At 37.0% G+C, this 21,521-nt stretch carries 16 protein-coding genes and 1 pseudogene; 11 read left to right on the top strand and 6 right to left on the bottom strand.

The annotated features are described in order from the left end of the window. The 3 genes from H4J56_RS18430 to H4J56_RS18440 form a co-directional block, all read left to right on the top strand. The coding region (locus H4J56_RS18430; RefSeq protein ID WP_182216525.1) for a succinylglutamate desuccinylase/aspartoacylase family protein at positions 1 to 912 on the top strand (912 nt) is incomplete at its 5' end. 8 nt (positions 913 to 920) lie between these two features. Beyond that, complete coding sequence (locus tag H4J56_RS18435) at positions 921 to 1,373, top strand: RimK/LysX family protein (RefSeq protein WP_182222952.1); 453 nt, start codon at positions 921 to 923, stop codon at positions 1,371 to 1,373. A gap of 461 nt (positions 1,374 to 1,834) precedes the next feature. Next, entirely contained in the window at positions 1,835 to 3,664 is a 1,830-nt protein-coding gene (locus H4J56_RS18440) for an SLC13 family permease (protein WP_182216528.1), read from the top strand. Between the two features lie 236 nt (positions 3,665 to 3,900). Here the strand turns inward: H4J56_RS18440 and H4J56_RS18445 are convergent, their stop codons facing one another. Together H4J56_RS18445 and H4J56_RS18450 are read right to left on the bottom strand one after the other, a co-directional pair. Further along, positions 3,901 to 4,587, bottom strand: coding sequence for a mechanosensitive ion channel family protein (locus H4J56_RS18445; protein WP_404842429.1), 687 nt, complete (start codon positions 4,585 to 4,587; stop codon positions 3,901 to 3,903). 186 nt (positions 4,588 to 4,773) lie between these two features. After that, complete coding sequence (locus H4J56_RS18450) at positions 4,774 to 5,799, bottom strand: DUF21 domain-containing protein (protein WP_182216531.1); 1,026 nt, start codon at positions 5,797 to 5,799, stop codon at positions 4,774 to 4,776. 194 nt (positions 5,800 to 5,993) lie between these two features. Between H4J56_RS18450 and H4J56_RS18455 the strand changes: the two genes are divergently transcribed. Genes H4J56_RS18455 through H4J56_RS18470 form a run of 4 tightly spaced genes read left to right on the top strand, consistent with a single transcriptional unit; the run spans position 5,994 to position 9,159 of the window. Beyond that, complete coding sequence (locus tag H4J56_RS18455) at positions 5,994 to 6,965, top strand: magnesium transporter CorA family protein (protein WP_182216533.1); 972 nt, start codon at positions 5,994 to 5,996, stop codon at positions 6,963 to 6,965. Between the two features lie 35 nt (positions 6,966 to 7,000). After that, positions 7,001 to 7,465 (top strand): hypothetical protein, encoded by a 465-nt coding sequence (locus tag H4J56_RS18460; protein ID WP_182230671.1) that lies wholly within the window; start codon positions 7,001 to 7,003, stop codon positions 7,463 to 7,465. Between the two features lie 10 nt (positions 7,466 to 7,475). Then, entirely contained in the window at positions 7,476 to 8,264 is a 789-nt protein-coding gene (locus H4J56_RS18465) for a hypothetical protein (protein WP_182230670.1), read from the top strand. Between the two features lie 22 nt (positions 8,265 to 8,286). Next, positions 8,287 to 9,159, top strand: coding sequence for a mechanosensitive ion channel family protein (locus H4J56_RS18470; RefSeq protein ID WP_182259747.1), 873 nt, complete (start codon positions 8,287 to 8,289; stop codon positions 9,157 to 9,159). A 53-nt stretch (positions 9,160 to 9,212) separates the two neighbouring features. On the opposite strand, the gene H4J56_RS18475 is transcribed toward H4J56_RS18470, so the two are convergent. Further along, positions 9,213 to 10,067: a universal stress protein gene (locus H4J56_RS18475; RefSeq protein ID WP_182259748.1), complete on the bottom strand. Its 855-nt coding sequence runs from the start codon at positions 10,065 to 10,067 to the stop codon at positions 9,213 to 9,215. Between the two features lie 224 nt (positions 10,068 to 10,291). Here H4J56_RS18475 and H4J56_RS18480 point away from each other — a divergent pair, with 224 nt between their 5' ends. After that, on the top strand, positions 10,292 to 12,043 hold the full coding sequence (locus H4J56_RS18480; protein WP_182259749.1) for an autotransporter assembly complex family protein: 1,752 nt from the start codon (positions 10,292 to 10,294) through the stop codon (positions 12,041 to 12,043). Next, on the top strand, positions 12,040 to 15,774 hold the full coding sequence (locus tag H4J56_RS18485) for a translocation/assembly module TamB domain-containing protein (protein WP_182259750.1): 3,735 nt from the start codon (positions 12,040 to 12,042) through the stop codon (positions 15,772 to 15,774). The genes H4J56_RS18480 and H4J56_RS18485 overlap by 4 nt, the downstream gene beginning before the upstream one ends. 62 nt (positions 15,775 to 15,836) lie before the next feature. Here H4J56_RS18485 and H4J56_RS18490 read toward each other — a convergent pair whose 3' ends face one another. From H4J56_RS18490 to H4J56_RS18500, 3 genes are all read right to left on the bottom strand, one after another. Continuing rightward, positions 15,837 to 17,633 (bottom strand): diguanylate cyclase domain-containing protein, encoded by a 1,797-nt coding sequence (locus H4J56_RS18490; RefSeq protein ID WP_182216543.1) that lies wholly within the window; start codon positions 17,631 to 17,633, stop codon positions 15,837 to 15,839. Positions 17,634 to 17,846: 213 nt separating this feature from the next. Then, on the bottom strand, positions 17,847 to 18,368 hold the full coding sequence (locus tag H4J56_RS18495; RefSeq protein WP_182216545.1) for a gamma carbonic anhydrase family protein: 522 nt from the start codon (positions 18,366 to 18,368) through the stop codon (positions 17,847 to 17,849). A gap of 118 nt (positions 18,369 to 18,486) precedes the next feature. Then, entirely contained in the window at positions 18,487 to 18,672 is a 186-nt protein-coding gene (locus tag H4J56_RS18500) for a hypothetical protein (protein ID WP_182216547.1), read from the bottom strand. Between the two features lie 234 nt (positions 18,673 to 18,906). Here H4J56_RS18500 and H4J56_RS18505 point away from each other — a divergent pair, with 234 nt between their 5' ends. Then, entirely contained in the window at positions 18,907 to 20,595 is a 1,689-nt protein-coding gene (locus H4J56_RS18505; RefSeq protein WP_182259751.1) for a M1 family metallopeptidase, read from the top strand. Positions 20,596 to 21,066: 471 nt separating this feature from the next. Further along, positions 21,067 to 21,521: pseudogene (gene rimO, locus H4J56_RS18510) on the top strand (30S ribosomal protein S12 methylthiotransferase RimO); the annotation flags it as partial.

The following is a 21,521-nucleotide window of genomic DNA, read 5'->3' on the forward strand; positions in this document are numbered from 1 at the left end:
ATTCGCGCTAAAAAACCGGGGCCCACTATTTTTTTGAGTGCGGCGGTACATGGCGACGAATTAAATGGTATTGAAATTATTCGACGCTTGATCCACGAAAAGAAACTTAAAATAACGCGAGGCACAGTTATTGCTGTTCCTATGGTTAACGTTTATGGCGTGGTTAATCAAAGTCGTTATATGCCTGACCGTCGTGATCTAAATCGCTGTTTTCCCGGCTCTGCGAAAGGCTCTTTAGCAGGGCGTGTCGCGCATATATTTCTCAATGAAATCGTTAAACATTGTGATTACGGTATCGATTTACATACCGGGGCAATTCATCGCTCAAACCTGCCACAAATTAGGGCGGATATGTCTGATCCCGATACCAAAGCCTTGGCGGAAGTGTTTGGCGTACCGGTTGTGTTAAATTCTACTTTAGTTGACGGATCGTTAAGAGAATCAGCCGTTAAAAACGAAACGAAAATACTCTTATATGAAGCGGGTGAAGCGCTGCGTTTTGATGAGTTTTCAATTCGAGCGGGCATGAAAGGTATCTTAAATGTTTTACAATATTTAGGTATGACCAGAAAAGTTGTCCGCTCTAAGAAGAAAAAACTTGTGCCTTTTATTGCTAATGGTAGTCAATGGGTGCGCGCTAACGCTAGTGGTATTGTTCATAATATTGTAAATTTGGGCGATCAGATCACTAAAGGTCAAGTGTTAGCCGAAATTGGTAGCCCATATGGTGCAATATTTGATTCGGTTAAAGCAACACGCTCAGGCATTTTAATCGGTAAGCAAAATATACCGCTAGTACAAGATGGAGAAGCTATGTTTCATGTCGCTTATTTCAGTGAAGACGATGAAGAAATCGCTGAACACATTGAAAACGTACAAGAGCAGCTTTTACCTGAAAATGACGACAGTTAGGAAACCGTATGAAAAAAGCAAATAAAGTTGTTATTGGGCGTTTAGAGTCAATAGCTTTGCCAGACTTAGCTATTGACGATTTACAAGTTCGAGTTGATACCGGAGCAAAAACGTCGTCGTTACACGTCGATAATATTACAAAAGTTATTAAAAATGGCAAGCCTTCGGTGATTTTTGATATTCATCCTGATGCGCATAATGTTGATACTATTGTTAAATGTAGTGCGCCAATTAGTGATATCAGGAAAATAAAGTCTTCTAATGGCACCGTAGAGCAACGTTACGTTATTGAAACATTAATCGTACTTGGCGAAGAAAAGTGGTCAATTGAAATAACCTTAACCGATCGCTCTGATATGAGTTATTTAATGCTGTTAGGAAGAGAAGCTTTAGGCAAACGTTTTCTTGTTGATCCATCAAAAGTTTTTTTAGGATCAAAAATAGAAAGTGAGCTAGGTTAAGCCTTATCTATACGTTTTTTATATAAAAAGCGATTCCTTGTCTGCGGTAAACACCACAAAAGATGAATCGCTGTCCGACAATCAACGTTAAAAGTAGCGCGTTATCTGCCGTCAAATAACCTAAAGATATGCAGAACATATTACCGCTACTTTGTTGTCACTAAAAGTTCCTTATTGCTCCCTGTCTGCCAAGACCTTACTTTCTAAAGTGCATATTGAGAGCGGCTGCTGAATTATTGTTGCCACTCTTTTTAACTAATATAGCTCAAGCTTTAACGAGCTCGTTATAAAAATATCTATTGATTAGTGACTATGTACTTAATTGAAAACACGTATTATAGTTATTAAAAATAATTAGAATAGGCTTCATTGACTTGTAATAATTTGGCGCATTCATTTAGAATAAGCTTTATAAGCAGTGGTTGTAGCCGCTAAATAATTAAATTAACTTGGTACTACTTTTGAATATTCCTGACTTACCTAATAATCATGCATTAGCGGTATTACTCATTACCGTATTTGCCTTATACCTCTTTCGTCGAGATGATATCCCTTTAGAAACCTCCTCTTTGGCTGTTATCGCTATATTGTGTTTGGCGTTTGCATTCTTCCCTTTTTATATAGATGGCACACATTTCGAACCTAGCTCATTATTTTTTGGCTTTGGTCATGAAGCCTTAGTGACAGTGTGTTCGTTAATGATCATTGGTCACGGTATTGTGCGTACAGGAGCATTGGAGCCCATTGGTCGATACTTGGCTAAATTATGGAAAATAAGCCCAACATTATCTTTGTTGCTAACACTCGTTTTAGCTGGAGGTTTAAGTGCTTTTATTAATAACACCCCAGTTGTGGTGCTGTTACTGCCTATCTTGATCAGTGTATCACTGCGTACTAAAACAGATTCTTCGCCAATGCTACTGCCGATGGGATTAGCAACCTTAGTTGGGGGAATGGCGACAACTATAGGTACATCGACCAATTTATTAGTGGTTAGTATTGCAAAAAATATGGGGGCGGTTGAGTTTGGGCTCTTTGATTTTATACAACCAGCACTCATTGCTTCTGTTGTTGCCGTACTCTACTTATGGCTAATTGCGCCTAAACTTCTCCCAAGCAGAACACCATCAATGCCTGATACTTCGCCACGTCTGTTTAGCGCTTATCTTAATATAAATGAAGAAAGTGTGGCTAACGAGAAAACAATTACCGAGATAATTGCTTTGACTGATGGCCAGCTAAAAATTGAGAGTATTCAGCGTGGCGCCAACTATCGGAATATAATGCCTTTGCCCGATACCGTGCTTATCGTTGGTGACCGCCTAAAAGTTCATGACTATCCAGACCGTTTAAAAGAATATGAGTCAGTATTAGGAGCCACTTTATTCTCAGGACTGCATAAAGTTGATGACGAACACCCTCTAAAAGCCGAGAAACAAACGTTGGCAGAGATTGTTATTATTGCTGGCTCGGGAGTTGAAGGGCACACTTTACAACAAGTCAATTTTATACAAAAACACAGCATATCAGTGATCGCTTTGCATCGAGCAGGTAAAGCGATGGAAATTGGTCGCAGCAGTATCGGCAATACCCGCCTGAAAATTGGCGATGTCTTACTGGTACAAGGAGAGCAAGAGCAAATTGATTTATTAAAAGCTAAACAAGGACTACTCATTATTGATGGCGCGGAGTCATTACCTCAAACAAGTAAAGCACCCATTGCCTTAGGTACCTTGTTAGCCGTAGTTGTATCGTCAGCCTTGGGTATTTTACCTATAGAAATTAGTGCGGTTTGTGGTGTACTCGTCTTGTTATTAACAAAATGTTTAAATTGGCAAGAAGCTTCATCAGCGCTTAGTACGCAAGTTATTTTAATTGTTGCCGCGTCTTTAGCGTTAGGCTCTGCAATGATGACTACCGGTGGCGCTGAGTACATAGCGCAAGTGTTTGTCGCATTATCATTTGGTTTACCACCAGGAGGTGTCTTATCGGCCCTAATGCTGTTACTCGCGATATTAACTAATATTGTTTCTAACAATGCTGCTGCTGTTATTGGTACACCTATTGCTATTTCTGTTGCTAGCCAACTCAACCTACCAGCAGAACCTTTTATATTGGCGGTACTCTTTGGTGCTAACTTAAGTTATGCAACCCCTATGGCTTACAAAACTAACCTTTTGGTAATGAACGCCGGTGGTTATCGTTTTTCTGATTTTATGCGTGTTGGTATTCCTTTGATTATTTTAATGTGGGTAACGCTATCCTTACTGTTAAATTGGTTATATCTGTAAGATAAACAAAGCAGTCTTTTGTTTTAGGCTGCGCTAATCTTCGTTAATACACTAAAGATGAAAGATGAAAGATGCATTGGTAAGCAAAAAGCCTCATTAATAATGAGGCTTTTTTGTAACGTTGAACTAGGGGGATGTTTGTTGTGGGGCTTATAAATAAAGCACAACTCAGCTGTTGTGCTTATTGTGTAGCTACAAAGATTAAGACCCATTACAAGACGATGTCTGTCGCTCTTTTATTTATTAATACTTTTTAAAGCTTTATTCTCAAACCATAGTTTCATAAAGTCGGACGTTAATTTCTGTTCTATTTCCATCGCACTTTCAGTGGGGCAAAAAATAGTAAAAAACACCTGAGTGTCACCCAGCTCAGAGGTGGCTACTTGAATGTGCGGTTTTGGACCTGCAATCTTTATATCTAAGCGGTTTTCAATAAGATGATTATAACGAACTGCCACATCTTTAAAGTCATGACAATATAAGTCTGCTTTCTCATACAAGGTATCGATAAAGTCAAAGGGATTAGCACTGTCATCACGTACTATAGTGAAATGATGTACCGCATAACGCTTGAGGAAATTAAGGTTTTTAATTACCGAAGTAATTAACTGACTATTAGGCAAATATAACGTTTTGCCGGTATATTCATAATCATCTTTATTGACCTCTAGTAAAGTAAGTTTAGCCCAATCGGTAGAATGCACCTCACCAACATAGTTACCTACTTGTATCCAGTCACCAATACGAAAGGGTCGACTCGATAATATATAGATAAAGCCAATAAAACACTGAATAAACTCGCGAGTCGCTAATACAATTGCCACAACAAAAGCGGCAATAGAAAAGGCAAACTTTTGGATTTCTTCGGACCATAGATTAAAAAGTAAAATAATGATCAATATGGTGAAAATATTATTCACCATATTAATTTTTAATCTTTTGGTTTGTTTCGATTTTAGTTTTATAACTTTTATGATTAAATTTTTAATCAAAAATGAAGTCATCAACAGTAAAAAAGTAACAATAAATTTATATTCAAACAATAACTCGGTAAAACTGTTTAAATTGAATATTTTGTCTAACCATTCCATTATAAATATTTAACCTGTTTATTTTATATTAGGAAGCATGCCTTTAAGTAGCAAACCAAAAATGTCTGCGCCAGTAATAATACGTTTGGTTTCTCCCCAAATAAGCAATACATCGTGTTCTATCACACCATCAAAGTTTTTGTCAGTAGATGTATTCACTTTCATTTTCAGTATAGCTTCATTTAATGGTGTCGTTTCATCCGTTATCACAACAGGACGATGACAATAATTGTAAGGGTCAAAATCGCCTGGTTGATATAACGCAGCTCGTGAATAACCGTCTGCATCAAGCACTAGTAATGGGTAGCCAGCTTCATTGGTCAGTATTACCCAACTATGGTTAGTTTCATTCACCAGCATTAAAAATGGGTCATCTGGACCTTGTGTCGTTACCGGAATAATAGGTAAGTCTAACTTTGTTGGTAGGGCAATAATTGATTTAGGATCAATTATCTCACCTTCTTCAGTGACCTGTATCTCATCTAAAGCAAAAAAGTTTAACGCACCGATACCTTCAACATGATTAAGATCGGCTTCTTCTGCGGAAATGTGCTGGCGAATAATACTTCTAAGTTCACTTTCTTCAAGGTAAGTAATCCCTTCTTTGCCGAGCCAAGCATCTAAAATAAGTGCAGTTGGTTTGGCTACGGGGTAAAAAAGGAACTGATAAAAACGAATAATAGGGGCGAGCATGCTGCCCATTTTTAAGGCATTTCTTGAGAAATAAGCTTGCGGGGTAATTTCACCAATAATCGTAATGGCAATAGTTGAAAACAGAAAAGCACTGATGCCAGTAAGCACTGAATCAGAGAGCATTGTTAACAACACATTAATTCCAACATTACCCCATAATATTGTTGTTAATAAAAAATTTGAGTCGTCTCTCAGACGTAAAATAGTTTGTGCTGCTTTATTACCCTTTTTAGCTTCAACTTCTAAATGCAGGCGACTTATAGAAAAAAATGCGAGATTTAATCCTGAGAAAATGGCTGATTGAGTGATACAAAAGGCGATTGCACACCAAGTAATAATGTCAGTTGACATGTAATAATCCTAATAGGAATGTTAATAGCTTTAATTGGGTGAATTATTAACTTTACTTGCTGAGATAACAACTAATTATTTGACCTTTACTCTAAAATATTGCTTATAATGGGAAAGTTTATAACGTTTACTATCAGTTATTATTTGTAATGCTGACACCCGCATTATTTTGTAATTATACCTAAGGATTTATCATGATTAAATGTATGTTAATTTCACCCTCTGCGCCTGTTAAAATTGGTGGCGAAGAATTAGTCAGTGAATGGCAACAAGATGAAAGTACCGTGCTATGGATTGATCTTGATAAAGTCGAAAAATCTCAAGAAAAAGAAATATTCACTCAATTTGGCTGTCACCCTTTGGCTATTTTAGATGCTCAAAGAGAAAGACACCCTCCGAAAGTTGAGCTGTTCAATGATTTCATCTTTCTGCTTTACCGTGGCTTTGTTGCCAAAGAAAATAATTTAACCTTTGAACATGTACAAATCAGTATGTTTATCGGTCAACGGGTGTTAATTACCGGTCATCCTGAAAGCTCGATAGCGATAAATGCCTTATTTACGGCCAGCAGTGAAAAGTATTTAGCGAGAAGCCCAGTACACTTAGCATTGAAAATATTTCACAGTAGTTGTGGTAATTACCTACAGCAATTATTTGACTTTGAACAAAACTTAGAAAAAATTGAAGATCAATTTCAAATCAGTGGTAACGATAAAATGATGCGAGAAATCACTTCACATCGTTCGAGGTTGGTTAAAATTAGAAGAACTTTTAATTACCATGTAACTGTTGGAAATACCCTAAACAGTTACCTTGAAGATGATGAAACATCACTGATTACGGAACAAGAAATACATGCAGTAAATGACTTAAGAGAGCGACTTGATCGATTATTGAGCCTCTCTCAAATGTATTATGATATTTGTGGAGATTTAATTAACGGTTATATGTCGGTTACTTCACATCAGCTAAACGCAACAATGAGAGTGTTAACGGTTATCACCGCTTTGTTCGTACCTTTGACTTTCCTCGCAGGAATATATGGGATGAATTTTGAATACATACCCGAGCTTAAATTTGAACACGGTTACTTTACTTTACTTGGGGTGATGTCGGTTATCTCTGTTGGTCTTATTGTTTGGTTTAAGAAAAAACGCTGGTTGTAATAACCACTAATTTAATTAAAAAAAGAAGACAGATATTGAGCGATTCAAAAACACTTTATGAAGCAAAAGTCATTAACATCAGAAAAAGACAACCGATAATGGCTTGGTTACTTTCTATAACACTGATTAGTATGGGCTATTATTTGTCAAAAACTCAGTTTTTAGGACTAGAGTGGCTTTCTAGAAGTGGTTGTTTAATTGTTATCATTGGTGTTTGGTCAAGTATTGGCGCCATTATTGCTGAACGTGTTCTTATCAGTAAACTCAATATTCAACATCGCTTGGTATTGTCACGAGCCAAAATGAAACTCAGAAAAATCAATGTGCCAACAGAGTACATCGACAAAGAAATTGCAACGATTGAAGATGATTTTGACGATAAAATTGATGTTGTTAAAGATAATGTTAGATACCAGCTCGGTATTTTAGAAGTTTCATTGTTGATAACAGGCACTTTTATCTGGGGATTTGGCGATTTATTATTTCAAGTGAATTTTTAATGAGTAAACTATGAGTAACAACATCTGGTGGGGCGAGTTTACCTTTGATGACAGTCATGAAAAAAAATGTTGGAGCGTTGGTCAACGCGCGATACTCATAAAGCGCAAGGCAACTGAATGGAATATTTGGAATATTGAAAATCAAGAAGAAGACCAAGACATTGTGGTTTCTGCTGGCGAAAACTTTGCACTAGAAAGCGATGCTGATATCGGTCGTTTTTTAGAGAAAGCCAGCTCTGATAAAATAAAAGTATTTCCAAAATTAGCCGATCGTTCGGTTATTGCACGTCCTTCATCACCGCTAACAATTTTAGCGGGTGAAAAAGTTCAGCTGTTTATTAGTACACCTATTTGGTTTTATGCTGAAACATTTCCAAGTGCTAAATGCTTAGTTGATTTACCCTTTTGGCGTCCGTCAGATTCATGGTTTGGTAGCTCAACCATCGACGGACAATTGTGCTATGCAAAATATACCTCTGCAAAAACTAAACTTGAAGAGCTTGATTTACATCCCCACCGAGCAACAACGTCAATTACGGTGATTAATAGCCATAACAAAGAACTTATCATCAACAGGATTAATGTTCCTGTTAATTACTTACATTTATATAGTGATGATAAAAACCAACTGTGGACATCTGGCATAACCATTGAAAGAAATAATGAATCAGCCGATATTGAATTAATTATAGAAAGAAGTGTTTCAGTTGAATTTCAACCCCTTACCGCGATAAGTAGTCCGCGAGAAACCTCTGAGCACGGTAAAATAATTCGCAGAATCAGTAACTTATTTGGGTAAACTTTAGTTAGGTAAATATTATATGGAAGTCATTAATGAGTTTTTTAATATGCTCAAAGCATCTCATTTATACACCTTAACACAGGCACTTATTTTATTTGTGGTCGGTTACTTTATTGCTAAAGCGCTCAGTAGCGCGATGGAAAGAATTGTTAGCAAGAAAATGACGACACACGGAGTGTTTTTGTTAAAAAGAACGGTGTTTTATACCTTACTGGGCTTATTTGTCTTGTCGGCTTTAAAGCATATTGGTATCGACTTAACGATATTACTTGGCGCAGCGGGAATTTTTACTGTCGCGATTGGCTTTGCTTCACAAACTTCAGCATCAAATTTAATCAGTGGCATATTTTTGATGATAGAAAGGCCTTTCTCAATCGGTGATGTGATTAAAGTCAATGACATCTTAGGGGAAGTTATTTCAATTGATTTATTGTCTGTTAAATTAAGAACCTTTGATAATTTATTTGTTCGAATACCCAATGAAAGCATGATAAAAAGTGCGGTCACCACCATGACAAAGTATCCCATTAGAAGAGCAGACTTAAAACTAGGTATTGCTTATAAAGAAGATATTGAAAAAGTGCGTGATTTATTATTAAAAATTGCCGAAAAAAATGTTATTTGTTTGGAAGAGCCAGCACCTTTGTTTATTTTGACCGGGTTTGGTTCATCGTCAGTTGATATTCAATTTTCAGTGTGGTCAAGAAGAGAAAATTTTCTTGCGCTTAAAAATGAAATGTATCAGAACATTAAGAAAACATTTGATGAGCAGGGCATTGAGATCCCATTCCCGCATATCAGCCTTTATGCCGGGAGTGCAAGTAAACCTTTTAAAGTTGCTATGGATGAGAGCCCGAGAAGTACGGCAGATGTTGTATCCAAAGAAGAGTAGTGACTGAATCAATGTTGAGCATTAACCTTGCTGGTTAATGCTCATTATTTATTTTACTGTTTAATAAGCAATAAATCACATGGTGGCTCATATAAAAAATTTGAGGTAGTACTTCCCACCCAAAACTTATCCAGCATGTTTCTATTAACTAGACCGATAAATAAAATATCGATATGGTTTTTGTTAATATATGACTTTAAGGCCTCTTCAGGTAAACCTTCAAGTAATTTATATTGATCCCTCTTAATGCGGAACTGATCAGCGAACTCTTTTAAACCGTCTTGGTGCATCGATAATACTTTGTTTTTGTATTGGTATAAAACTGATGAAATGTAACAACAGTGGATAAGTTTCCATTTTACTGAAAGCGAATCTTCCCAGCTTTTTAAATGCTGAACAATATGTTCATCAATTTTTGCTGGCCGATCATTTTCGTGTAATGGGTCAACAGCGCCAATGGCATTGATGTTTTCTTTCCATACCTTGTCAGTTAATAATAATACGGGTGCGTTTATTTCAGTGAGAGTTTGAAATATGGGATGTCTTTGTTTAGGTGGTGTGTCTTCTAAAATTAGCAGGCCATTATTTGTTTTTGCTAATTCAGTATTGATTGTTTTTATGTGATCTGCAGACTCTGAAACGATAATTTCAGCTTTAATTGCACTCATTTCTAATGCTTTAAGCAAGGATTGTTTTTTCTTGTTAATCACCACTAAATCTTCATTAGCCGTTGGTGAGTCGCCAACCATGGCATGCCAATACCACCGTTGGGTAGATTTTACTTTAGCATCGATGATTATTTTAACGCGCATTTTATGAGTATTGGCGAGGTGAATAACTTTATCTAAAGTAATGCTTTTATAAAAATAACGTCCATCTATAAACCAAATTAATTGCTCAGTTATCATTTTATTCCCTCATTTTGGATGTTAGTTCCCGGGTGGGATTGACCGAATTTTGTTAAAACAGTCTGGCGACTTTGCTGAAGAAGTCAATATTGTGTAAATTTATCGTAAGGTTGAAAGTATAGATAGTTATTTCTACCTTAAAACTTTTCTATCAGCAAAACCACATAAACTGTTATGCTATGCTTTTATTTAATTACTGCAAATTTCACGGATAATCTAGCATAATGTATAGTCGTTTTTTTTTGTTCATCTTGTTTTTTTTAATCTCACCATTTGCAACATCGAACACACTTATCGTTCAACTTTCAGATAACTTATCCAGTGCAGCAAAACAAAATATTTATGCTTATCTAGGCAATTTGCCAGAGAATGACACCGAACGAACAGCATTTGTTTTTACAGCAAAAAAACAAACCTTAAATGCGCTCAAGGCACTGGGTTATTACCGTGCTGAGGTAACAAGTTCAATTGACAAGAATTTAGATAAAAATATCTGGACGCTTGGTCTTGTCGTGATACTCAATCAGCCAACAAGAATAAAACACGTACGTATTAACCTAAGTGGCGACGCTTTAGGGGATAGTGCTTTTTCAGACATTATCAGAAAGGTGCCTATTGCCAGCGGAGATATATTGCATCATGGCATTTATGAGCAATTTAAAACGGACTTGGTTTCCTTAGGTTTAGAGCGAGGTTACTTTGATAGTAAGTTCATTAAAACTAATATCGCTATAAACAAAAATTTGGATACCGCAGAGATTATTGTTCACTTTGACAGTGGACCTCGTTATCGTTTTGGTGAAATAGAGTTTAATGATTTTGATATAAATACAGATATTTTGAAACCTTTGATTTCTTTTAAGCCAGGTGATTTTTATCAACAAACCTCACTGCAAAACTTACAAAATGAACTGGATGAAACTCAATACTTTAGCAATGTTGTTGTTCGCCCTGAAACTGAGAATAGCGCGAATAACATCTTGCCAATTGATGTTTCGCTGGAAAAAGCGAAACGCCATCAATTTAATTTAGGACTAGGCTACGCGACTGACACCAAAGAAAGGTTTTCTTTCGGCTGGAAAACACCGCTAGTCAACCGTTATGGGCATCGTCAAGAAACAAGGTTGTCCTATTCAACCATTAATCCGACCGGGCATTTTATTTACAGTATTCCTTTGTCACACCCCAACAATGATGTGTTGCAATTACAAACTGAACTAGAAAAAAATGACTATGGAGACTTAACCAGTCGATTTTTTTCTTTTCAAGTAGGACGCGTTTATCTAAAAGATGATATTTTACGCCAACCTTATTTAAGACACTTAGATGAAGAGTGGGAGACTGATAATGTTTACGATGATGCCAGTTATTTTATTCCCGGGTTTACTTGGTCTGATATTGATCGTGATGGCCCTTTACTCGATCCAACTAAGGGATTTAGACAATACTATAATTTAGAAGGAAGCTATGAAGGTTTATCTTCAGAAACCTCATTTTTACGTTTTAATGCGCGTTGGAAATATATTTCTCTGTTTGCTCCTAAGCACCGTATTGTCGCACGAGTAGAGCTTGGCTATGTTATTGTCGACAAAGACTTTGAAGAGGAACTGTCTCCTTCATTGCGGTTTTATGCTGGTGGTGACCAAAGTATTCGAGGATTCGACTATCAATCAATTGGCCCTAAAGTGACTCTTTCAGAAGGTATTAACCAAGGGAAGGAAATCGTTATTGGTGGCACTAATATGGTCGTTGCTAGTTTGGAGTACCAGTACTACTTTTCAAATACATGGCGCGGCGCACTGTTTATTGATGCTGGAAGTGTTAATGATAATGACAAACTTGAACCGGTATACTCTATTGGTCCCGGTCTTCATTATATTTCTCCCATTGGGCCGATCAGGTTTGCTTTAGGGTATTCATTAAGCGAAGAAAACCCTTTATGGCGTCTTCATTTTAGTATTGGTGCTGAACTATGACTTATAAACGTGCCAGCTTCACACTTATCGGCGTGTTAACCGGCTTACTGTGTTTCTTTGCCATACTACTTTCAACGCCTTGGGGAGCTCAGTTATCACTTTATTTTGTCGGTAAGGTTTCCTCGCTGCAAGTTGAATACAAAAGTGGTGCCCTTTTAGATGACTTAGCGTTACGTAAACTAAAAATTGAAAACGATAATGCGCTAATTAATGCCAGTAACATTCGTTTAAAATTGCATTTGCGCTGCCTATGGAAAAACCAGATTTGTATTGATGAACTCAGTATAGGTGCACTACAAGTCAACATAAAAGAAGCAAAGCCAGCGGAATCATCTGAGCAACTTGTCGAACAAACGATTAACTCAACCAATTTCACCTTACCCTTTAGCGTTAAATTAAAGAAGTTTTCTTTAGCTCGCGCCCAAATAACAACTCAGGGGCTAGCGATAAACTTAACCGAGTTTTCTAGTGCTTTATCGGTCAATAAGAATGTTGTGAGTAATATCGCTATTAATATAGATAATGCTCGGTTGCTTAAAGCACATATTAATTTATCTGCGGCGAAGACCTCATCAACCCCGCAACCCGTTCCCCCTTGGCCACTGGCATCACTGCCTAAGATGTATTTACCAGTTAAGTTAGCGCTAAAGTCGTTGGTGGTAAAAACGCTAATCGTTAATGAATTAGACAATACGGGCAGTGAGAAAACGCTAATTAATACCACGAATAATGTGGCACGTTTATCATGGTTCAAAACGCAATTATCTATTGAAGAATTGTCATCAAAAGTAGCGGCAGTAGGAGAGTTTTCATTAAAAGGAAAAGTTGACTTTGTACCCCCTTATCTTGTTGATTTAGCCTTGAGTAGTTCCATTGATAACTTTGAGTTATTACCACAACTCAGTCATTCTGAACAAAAGGTTTCATTAAAAGGTGATTTAGCTGATTTAGTAACAACGATTAGCAACGTGGGTGAATTAACACTAACCGCTAAAATGTCAGTGGATGTTACTAACGCAAACTTACCTTATAAATTGAAAGCTGATGTTAGCCAGTTTATTTTACCTGATGATATCGCTAATGTTATTACTCCATCAACACTGTTATTAAACAGCGAAGGCGACCTTAACCGACATGTTATTGATTTAAAAAGTAACATTAGTGGCTTTGGTTACCAAGATGCCGCATTGGAACTACAGGCAACTTACAGTGAACAAACCTTTAAAATAAAGACCTTATATTTTGAAGAGTTCAAAGAAAATAGCCGCTTGGATATAACCGGAGAGTTACAGTTAGGCAATCGATTGTTATGGGATGTTAAGGTGAATTCTTCGGGCATTAGCTTACCTAATATTGATAAACGTTTATCGGGTCGACTGCAGGGAAATATTTACAGTAAAGGATTTTGGCAAGATAATGAATGGGCGTTTACGCTTGCTGACTCTAAGGTCAAAGGCGAAATTAATAAAATAGCTTTTAACGCAAACGGTAATGTTGATATTAACCATAAAGGTCAATTAGCGCTAAGTAATATTAAGCTCAATTATGGTGATATAGCGCTTAACATAAAAGGCCATAGCGATACCCATTGGCATGTCGATGGTACGGTTAATGTTGGAGATAGCAGTTTATGGTTAAAGGATATTGAAAGTGGAATAGCGGCCAATATTTCAATATCTGGTCCAATTGAGCAGCCAGAACTCAATCTACAAGGTGAATTAAAAAAGTTGTTAGTGGCTAATCTTGCCAGTGATGCCATTAAGGTCGAGGTCAAATATCGACCGCTGGATAATCATCAACATCAGGTAGCGTTTAGCAGTGCGCTTATCAATTGGAACGATCACACCATCAATGGTGTTAATTTGTCGAGTAGTGGTGATTTAAATCAACAAAAAGTAAAGCTAGCATGGCTTGGCGATTCAGCGATTGACTTGTTAATTAATAGTGACTATTCACCTGTGGGAGAGCAGTGGCGAGTACAAACTGATCAGGTAATTTTTTCGATAGGTGACGATGTTTTTAAATCAAGTCAGCCACTTAATATACTTTATAATAATAGCCTTAAAACGCTTGCTGTTAATAAACATTGCTGGCTTGGTGACGGCGCTCAGCTCTGTCTAAAAGACGATGCCACCTTAAAAGTAGCTCAAGACGAGTTAACGTTAGCCGTTCAATTAGACACAGACCTTTTAACGCCCTTTATTCCTAAAGATATAACTGTGCAGAGCACATTAGCGGGGAATGTTGCTGTGGGTTGGCAACAATACAAAATGCCAACCGTTAATGCTAAATTACTTATTAGTGATGGCGATATAAAGACAACTAAAGAAGGCGAATTACATCAATTACTTGAGTGGCAAAAGGGTGAGTTAACGTTAAAAGTTGATAATAGCAGTGTTGCAGGTAAACTTGCTTTTTTTGCTCAAGACAGTGCTGAAATAGTCAACCTTAGCAGTACGATTGTCTTTGCCGATAGTCGCACTATAAATAGCCAGCTTAATATTAATGAATTCAACCTTTCACCCTTGCAAGTTTTTTTGCCAGAGTTAACCTCATTGGAAGGCCTATTAAATAGCCGTTTAACTGTGAATGGTGATTTAGATAAGCCAATAATAACAGGTGACATTACGTTAACTAAAGGTAAAGCTAAAATTTTAGGAAATATTAATACCTTAACTGATATTAATATGGCTTTAAAATTTAAAGGTCAACAAGCCGTTATTTCTGGTGGGGTAAATATTAATAATGCCTTAGCTAATCTTAAAGGAGACGTTGACTGGCAAGATGAATTGCAAGGTAATTTTGATTTTGATGGGGAATCATTAAAGTTATCAGTTCCCCCGGATCTTAGCATAACCGTTTCTCCTCACCTTAACGCCCAAATCAAAGCATCAGAGCTGAAAATATCGGGCCGTATAGAAGTGCTCGAAGGTAAATTACTGGTTAATAAATTGCCGCAAGGAAGTGTTAGTTTAAGCAAGGATGTCATTATGGTTAATGATGCAGGCGAACAAGTTGCTAATGAAAAACCATTTAAATTATTTACCAATGTTCGTGTGGTTATTGCCGATGCATTTAAAGTTGAAGGGCAAGGGTTTATAGGTCGTCTAGGCGGCGAATTACAAGTGAGTCAGCAGGCAAATCAACCCTTGCAGCTCTTTGGCAGCTTAAAGATCCCCGAGGGTCGCTATCGCGCTTATGGGCAAGATTTGTCGTTAACTAAAGGTATTATTTCTTTTAATGGCACAGCGAATAACCCCTATGTCTCAATGCAAGCGACACGTAGCATTGAAAAAGAAAACATTATTGTCGGTATTGATGCAACTGGATTAGCCAACAGTTTGAATATCAAGCTGTTTTCAAAGCCAACCATGCAACAATCTGAAACTTTATCGTATCTGGTGAGAGGGCGCGGTTTAGATGCAGAAACCAGCGATAGTAATACGGCTATAGGTGTGGCTTTAGGTTCAGCGTTAACAAACTTTTCTGGTGTGCTCACTCAAATAGAAAAATTACCTTTGATCAATAGAATCGAAATAGACGGAGACAATGAGCAAGCCTCCATCGCTGGCTATTTAGGTGAGCAGGTTTATATTAAATACGGGGTTGGTATTCTGAAGCCTATCAATGAATTAACCGTGAGGTTTTATTTATTAAACAGACTATGGGTTGAAACAGTTTCTGGGCTAGAAAGCTCTGCCGATATTTATTACTCATTCGACATAAAATAAGCCGGTGACCAGTAACCTTTATTTCCTAACACACTCGATAAGTTAATAAACGCTAAGCTGCGTTAATCAGCAACTGTTGGATCTAAACTAGGAAATAGCAGCACTTTATTACGGCCTTTGTCTTTAGCTGAGTAAAGTGCAATGTCGGCTTGTTTGTATAGTTCGTCGTAATTAGCGTTGTTCATATTACCAAACGTAACACCGATGCTTGCTGTGACTTTAGACTGAAAGGGGAGGGCCATTTTTTCAATACTACTTCTGACTCTTTCTGCAAATAAGCAGGCAGACACTTCATTACTATTCATTAATAAAATAACAAACTCTTCTCCACCAATACGTGCAAATAAATCATCTTTTCGACACAGTCTTTTAATTTTATCAGCAATCGCCACCAAGACTTCGTCACCAGCATCATGACCAAAGTTGTCGTTAATATCTTTAAAATAATCAACATCAAGCAGCAAAAAGGCCATTTGTATATCTCGCCCTCTAAAGGTATCAATTTGATGCTCTAAAAAACGACGGTTACCAATGCTTGTTAAATGGTCGGTTTCAGAAGCTTTTTTTAATGTTTTGTTTGTGGCTTCCAAACGAGAGATCACCTGTTTTCTTAGCATTAATACTAGGAATAGCACTAAACTAATCAGTGAAATAACAATAACAGCAAATAGGTACATTGAAGCGTGGCGAGACTCTCGTTCGCTGATCAGTAATTCATCTTGTAGTTTTATGTAATCTCGTTCCAAGAGTAGTTGACTCTCCAATTTTTGTAATAGACCCTTTTGTGTCAACGGTTGAACTTGATTTCTTCTGTTTATGTACTCTGTTTGAATAATAGCCGCTGCTTTAAAATTTTCTTGGCTTAATTCTAATTTGGCTAAATTTTCATAAAGCGCCATTTCACTTTCCACCGATATTTTATTTTTTACCTCAACAATGCCTTTATGATATAAATCGATGGCGGCTTTTATTTGGTTTGTTTGGATATAAATATCAGCGAGGCCTAAGTATGCTGATGCGACAGCAGGTGGATAAATACTACCTTTCTCATCGTTAATAACAAACTTATAAAGAGATTCAGCCGCCGTAAATTTTTTTAAATATTTATAAACATCAGCTAAGTTGGCTGATGCTTCACTAAAGCTAAAGTCATTGATGTAATCTTTATTTCTTAGCACTTCTTCAAGTAATTCTTGTGCTTTAAGGGGGTTACCGGATCTTAAGTAGGAGACACTTAATCCAACAGAAGCATTCATCTGCATTGCAATATCATTGAGTTCAGTGTTGATTACGATTGACTTTTTAAAATATTTAACAGCATTAGTATAATCATTTTGAGAATTAAGTACATTCCCTAAGTTATTATAAACCATCGCTAAATCTTCTTTTTGATCGCTTAATTTAGCAAACTTCAATGCTTCTATATAATATTTTACTGCATTTTTGTGATCGATAATGAGCTCGTGAAATACCCCCATTGCTCTATTAGAGACTGAGATTAAATGCACGTTCTCACTCTTATTGGCACTATTTATCGCTTGAGTGAGATGTTTGAAAGCTTCAAGGTTTAAACCTTGGTACATCTGTGATTGTCCAAGCAAGCGTAATAGTTTAGCTTTATTGAAATCACTATCTTCAATACTAGTAAGGGCTAGGGCTTGTGTTGCATAAGCGCTTGTTTCTTTTGGATCGGTATAAAGGTAATAGCTTGCCAGCTCAATTAATGGCGCTAAGCGTGCTTTATCATCTAGAGGAAGTGCTGTTAATGTTGCTTTTAATGAATCAACATTTACCTCGTTTGCTAAACTTGGTGAGGTGATAATCAGTGACAGTATCAATGCTATTAACCATTTTATCACTTTAACTCCTAGCGCTGATGTTGTCCTTAGGTTACTTTCTCATATTTTAATCAATAGATAAAACAAAAAAAAGCTAAATAACGGCCGGAAACTCATTATTCATTATTAACTCAAACTCTTCTTTATAAAAAAGCACTCAGTAACGACCTTAGTGTTAATTACTGCGGGCCATTTGATTTGCAACAAAGGCGGTTAAGTTAACCAGCATGATGCTTAACCTATTTGCTTTAATTCTTTCCTATATTGATGATTGCTTTGAACGTAATGTGCTGCGCCTGCTGCAATCATCTCTTGGGTTTTTTCGTCGAGTTGTTTAATTACTTTTGCGGGTGAGCCTAAGACTAAACTCCCATCAGGAATGACCATGTTTTCTGTCACTAATGCATTAGCACCAATTAAGCAGTTTTTACCAATTTTAGCGCCATTTAATACCACCGCATTGATACCAATTAAGCTCCCTTCACCTATCGTACAACCATGAAGCATTACTTTATGACCAATAGTTACATTTTCAGCAATATTAATGGGGAAGCCTTTATCAACATGCAGAATAGAGCCATCTTGAATATTAGAATTTTTCGCTATCTTCACTTGTGCTAAATCGGCTCTGATCACAACATTAAACCAAATACTGACATTTTCGCTTAAGTCTACATTTCCTATTACAGTGGCGTTTGGTGCTATAAAACAGCTTTTTGAAATACGAGGAGAAAGTTCACCTAATTGATAGATCATATCTTGATACCTTAATATTAATGTATTGATTTAATATAACTAATTAGAGATTAACAATCATTAACTTTGTCGCCTAATAATCTGTGGATTGTTGTTGGTATCTCATTAATTAACTAACTCAAGGGGATATATTCCACACTTTCTTTTTAGTCTTAGGCAAAGGCGAAGGATAGGTTTCGTTTAAGTATTTAACAATATTCTGTCTGCCCATGCCTTTATCAACAACTAAAGGGATAACTTCTTTAGTTGTTGATAAAGTAAATAGGGTGGGGCTTAGCACTGTCGTATGAGCAATACGATCCACAAGTATCTTAAAAAATGGCGATTTTTTAGGTAGGAAATGCCCAAACGTAATTATATTGTGTAAGCTCGTCAGATTATTAACGTTTTTATTTAATGGACACTAGGATTTTTATTGTTAGCCATGCCATTCATAGTGTAGTAGATGTCGTTAATCGCAATTAGCTTTTATCACCAATGTTAAAGGGATAACTTGAAGCTAAGGTTTTTATTTACATTACTTTTTGAGGTTTAGCATATGAAGTTTTCATTAGCGTGCTTTTGGGTTGTTGCGTTAGCAGTTTGTGTTAAAGCAAATTCAGTAGAGCGCAGTGAATATACAATGGCCAGTGACGGTCCTTTGCCTATATCTCAGCAGGGTTTAACACTTGACCATGCCGATTTATACTTTCGTATTTTTCCTAAACAAAAAACTATTTCAGGCAAAGGCGTTTTAACCCTTAACAGTCAGCGTGCAATGGGGCAGGTAGGCATAAATCTCGATAATTTTTTTACTATAGAACAAGTGCTGGTAAACGATGTGTTGATAGTCAAAGCACAATACAGCAACCTTGAAGGGCTCCTGGTGATAAATCTTACAACCCCGCTAAAGGGCCAGTTTATCGTCGAAGTACAATATTCTGGTACGCCGCGCGAAGCGGTAAGAGCCCCTTGGGATGGAGGCTTTGTGTGGTCTAAAACATCGACAGGGAAAGACTGGATAGCTACGGCTGTGCAAGGTGAGGGTTGTGATTTGTTTTGGCCTTGTATCGACAACCCTGTTGGTGAGCCTAAAACAACCACAATGCATATTACTGTGCCTAAAGATTTGGTTGCTGCTGCTAATGGAAAGTTAATTTCGGTAACAGAAAATGATACGACTAAAACGTATCATTGGCATAGTTTATCGCAACTAAACACTTATGGTGTTGCCATTAATATTGCACCTTATGACGTCATTAAAACCACATTTGATAGCCAGTACGGCAATAGTATCCCTGTTGAGTTTTACCATTTACCCGAAAACAAAATGAAAGCGCAGCGTTTGACACAAGAGCTTATTGATATAACAACATTCTTTGAGAGAAAGATCGGGCCATATCCTTTTGCTCAAGACAAAATTGGGATAGCAGAAACCCCACATTTAGGGATGGAGCATCAAACCATTAATGCCTATGGTAACAAGTACCAAGCCGACAAATATGGGTTTGATTGGTTGCTTTTCCATGAATTCGCCCATGAATGGTTTGCTAATCAACTAACCAATAAAAATGCCGATGCTATGTGGCTACATGAAGGTTTTGGCGCCTATATGCATCCGCTATATGAACAGTATCTCCATGGCGAAGTTGCTTATATGGCTCACATGTACGACATGCGTTTGAAAATACGAAATAAAGCTCCTATTGTGAGTAAAACATTACAAACCGTAGAAGGGGTTTATCAAGAGGAAAAAGGTGGGCCAGGTGCCGATATATACGCTAAAGCGCCTTGGGTACTACATACATTACGTAACCTTATTGGTGATGAGGCTTTCTTTAGTGCAACAACTGAGCTTGTATATGGTGTTGCTGAGCCAAAACCAGGGCTGTTCAAGCCAGTACTGGCTGATACAGATGACTTTCTTAGTATTGTCAATCGTTTAACAGGTCAAAATTATCGCTGGTTTTTTGATGTGTATTTTTATCAGGCTCAATTACCTAAAGTGATTGAAAAAAGAACTGAAAATAGTCTGACGTTGCAATGGAAAATACCACATGATTTATTTTTTCCATTACCGTTGGAAGTATCAGTTAATGGTAAGATCACGACATTAACCATGAATACACCACAAACGATTAAAGTGTCCGCCAATGATTTAGTGATTATTGATCCTATGAGTAAAGTATTAATAGAAAAGCCTCATATTGCGAAATATCAAGATTTTTTGAAAACAAAAGAAAAGTAGCTTTTAGACTCGCACATACCACACGAATAAAGTGCAAGGAAGCACTGCTATTAATTTAGCCATTCTTTTTTTCTTAACGCCATCATAAAATGAGCGGACTCTGAAATGGTTAAAGTTGCCAATTAGTGTGGTTAAAAATTAGGCCAAGAAGATTAGGTCGATAAATGTAAATATTGTTAAATGAGAATGGAATTAGGTTGCATATTTGTTAAATACTTAAAGATGATGGAAGCGCTTTTAGAAAGAGAGAAAAGTATAGTTTCTCTTATTCAGTTTGTTCGGAGTTTATAGCCAGGTAGCATCAAATCCATTACCATCGAACAAAACATTCCTGTATAATCCTTCCCATTAAGCAACTGCCTAAGCAAACACACTAAAGTTAGCTATAAAGACAGTTAAACCAACATTTATGACGCTGCTCTTCATTAGTAAAAGCACCAGTTACACAATAAGAGTAAGTTGAGACACTATATGACCGTAGAACAATTCGATCCACAAGCAACTAAAAAAAGCAGTAATTCAGCCGAGAGCCAGACAACCACATTAGACATTCCGTCTAAGATGATTGAAGAGCAAAAGAATAGTCAACAGCCCTCTAAAGCGGCTAAAATCGGATTTGTTTCATTGGGTTGCCCAAAAAATCTTGTTGATAGCGAGCGCATCCTTACTCAGCTTCGCACTGAAGGTTACGATGTAACCAATAGCTACGATGATGCAGAATTAGTGATTGTAAATACCTGTGGTTTTATTGATTCAGCCGTTCAAGAGTCTTTAGACACTATTGGTGAAGCACTTGCTGCTAACGGTAAAGTATTGGTTACTGGCTGTTTAGGCGTTAAGAAAGACGAAATCATCGAATTACATCCTAATGTTTTAGGCGTTACAGGACCTAATGCTTACGATGAAGTGTTAACACAAGTACACAA

The organism is Colwellia sp. BRX8-4 (assembly GCF_014077345.1).
Taxonomy (GTDB): Bacteria; Pseudomonadota; Gammaproteobacteria; order Enterobacterales; family Alteromonadaceae; genus Colwellia_A.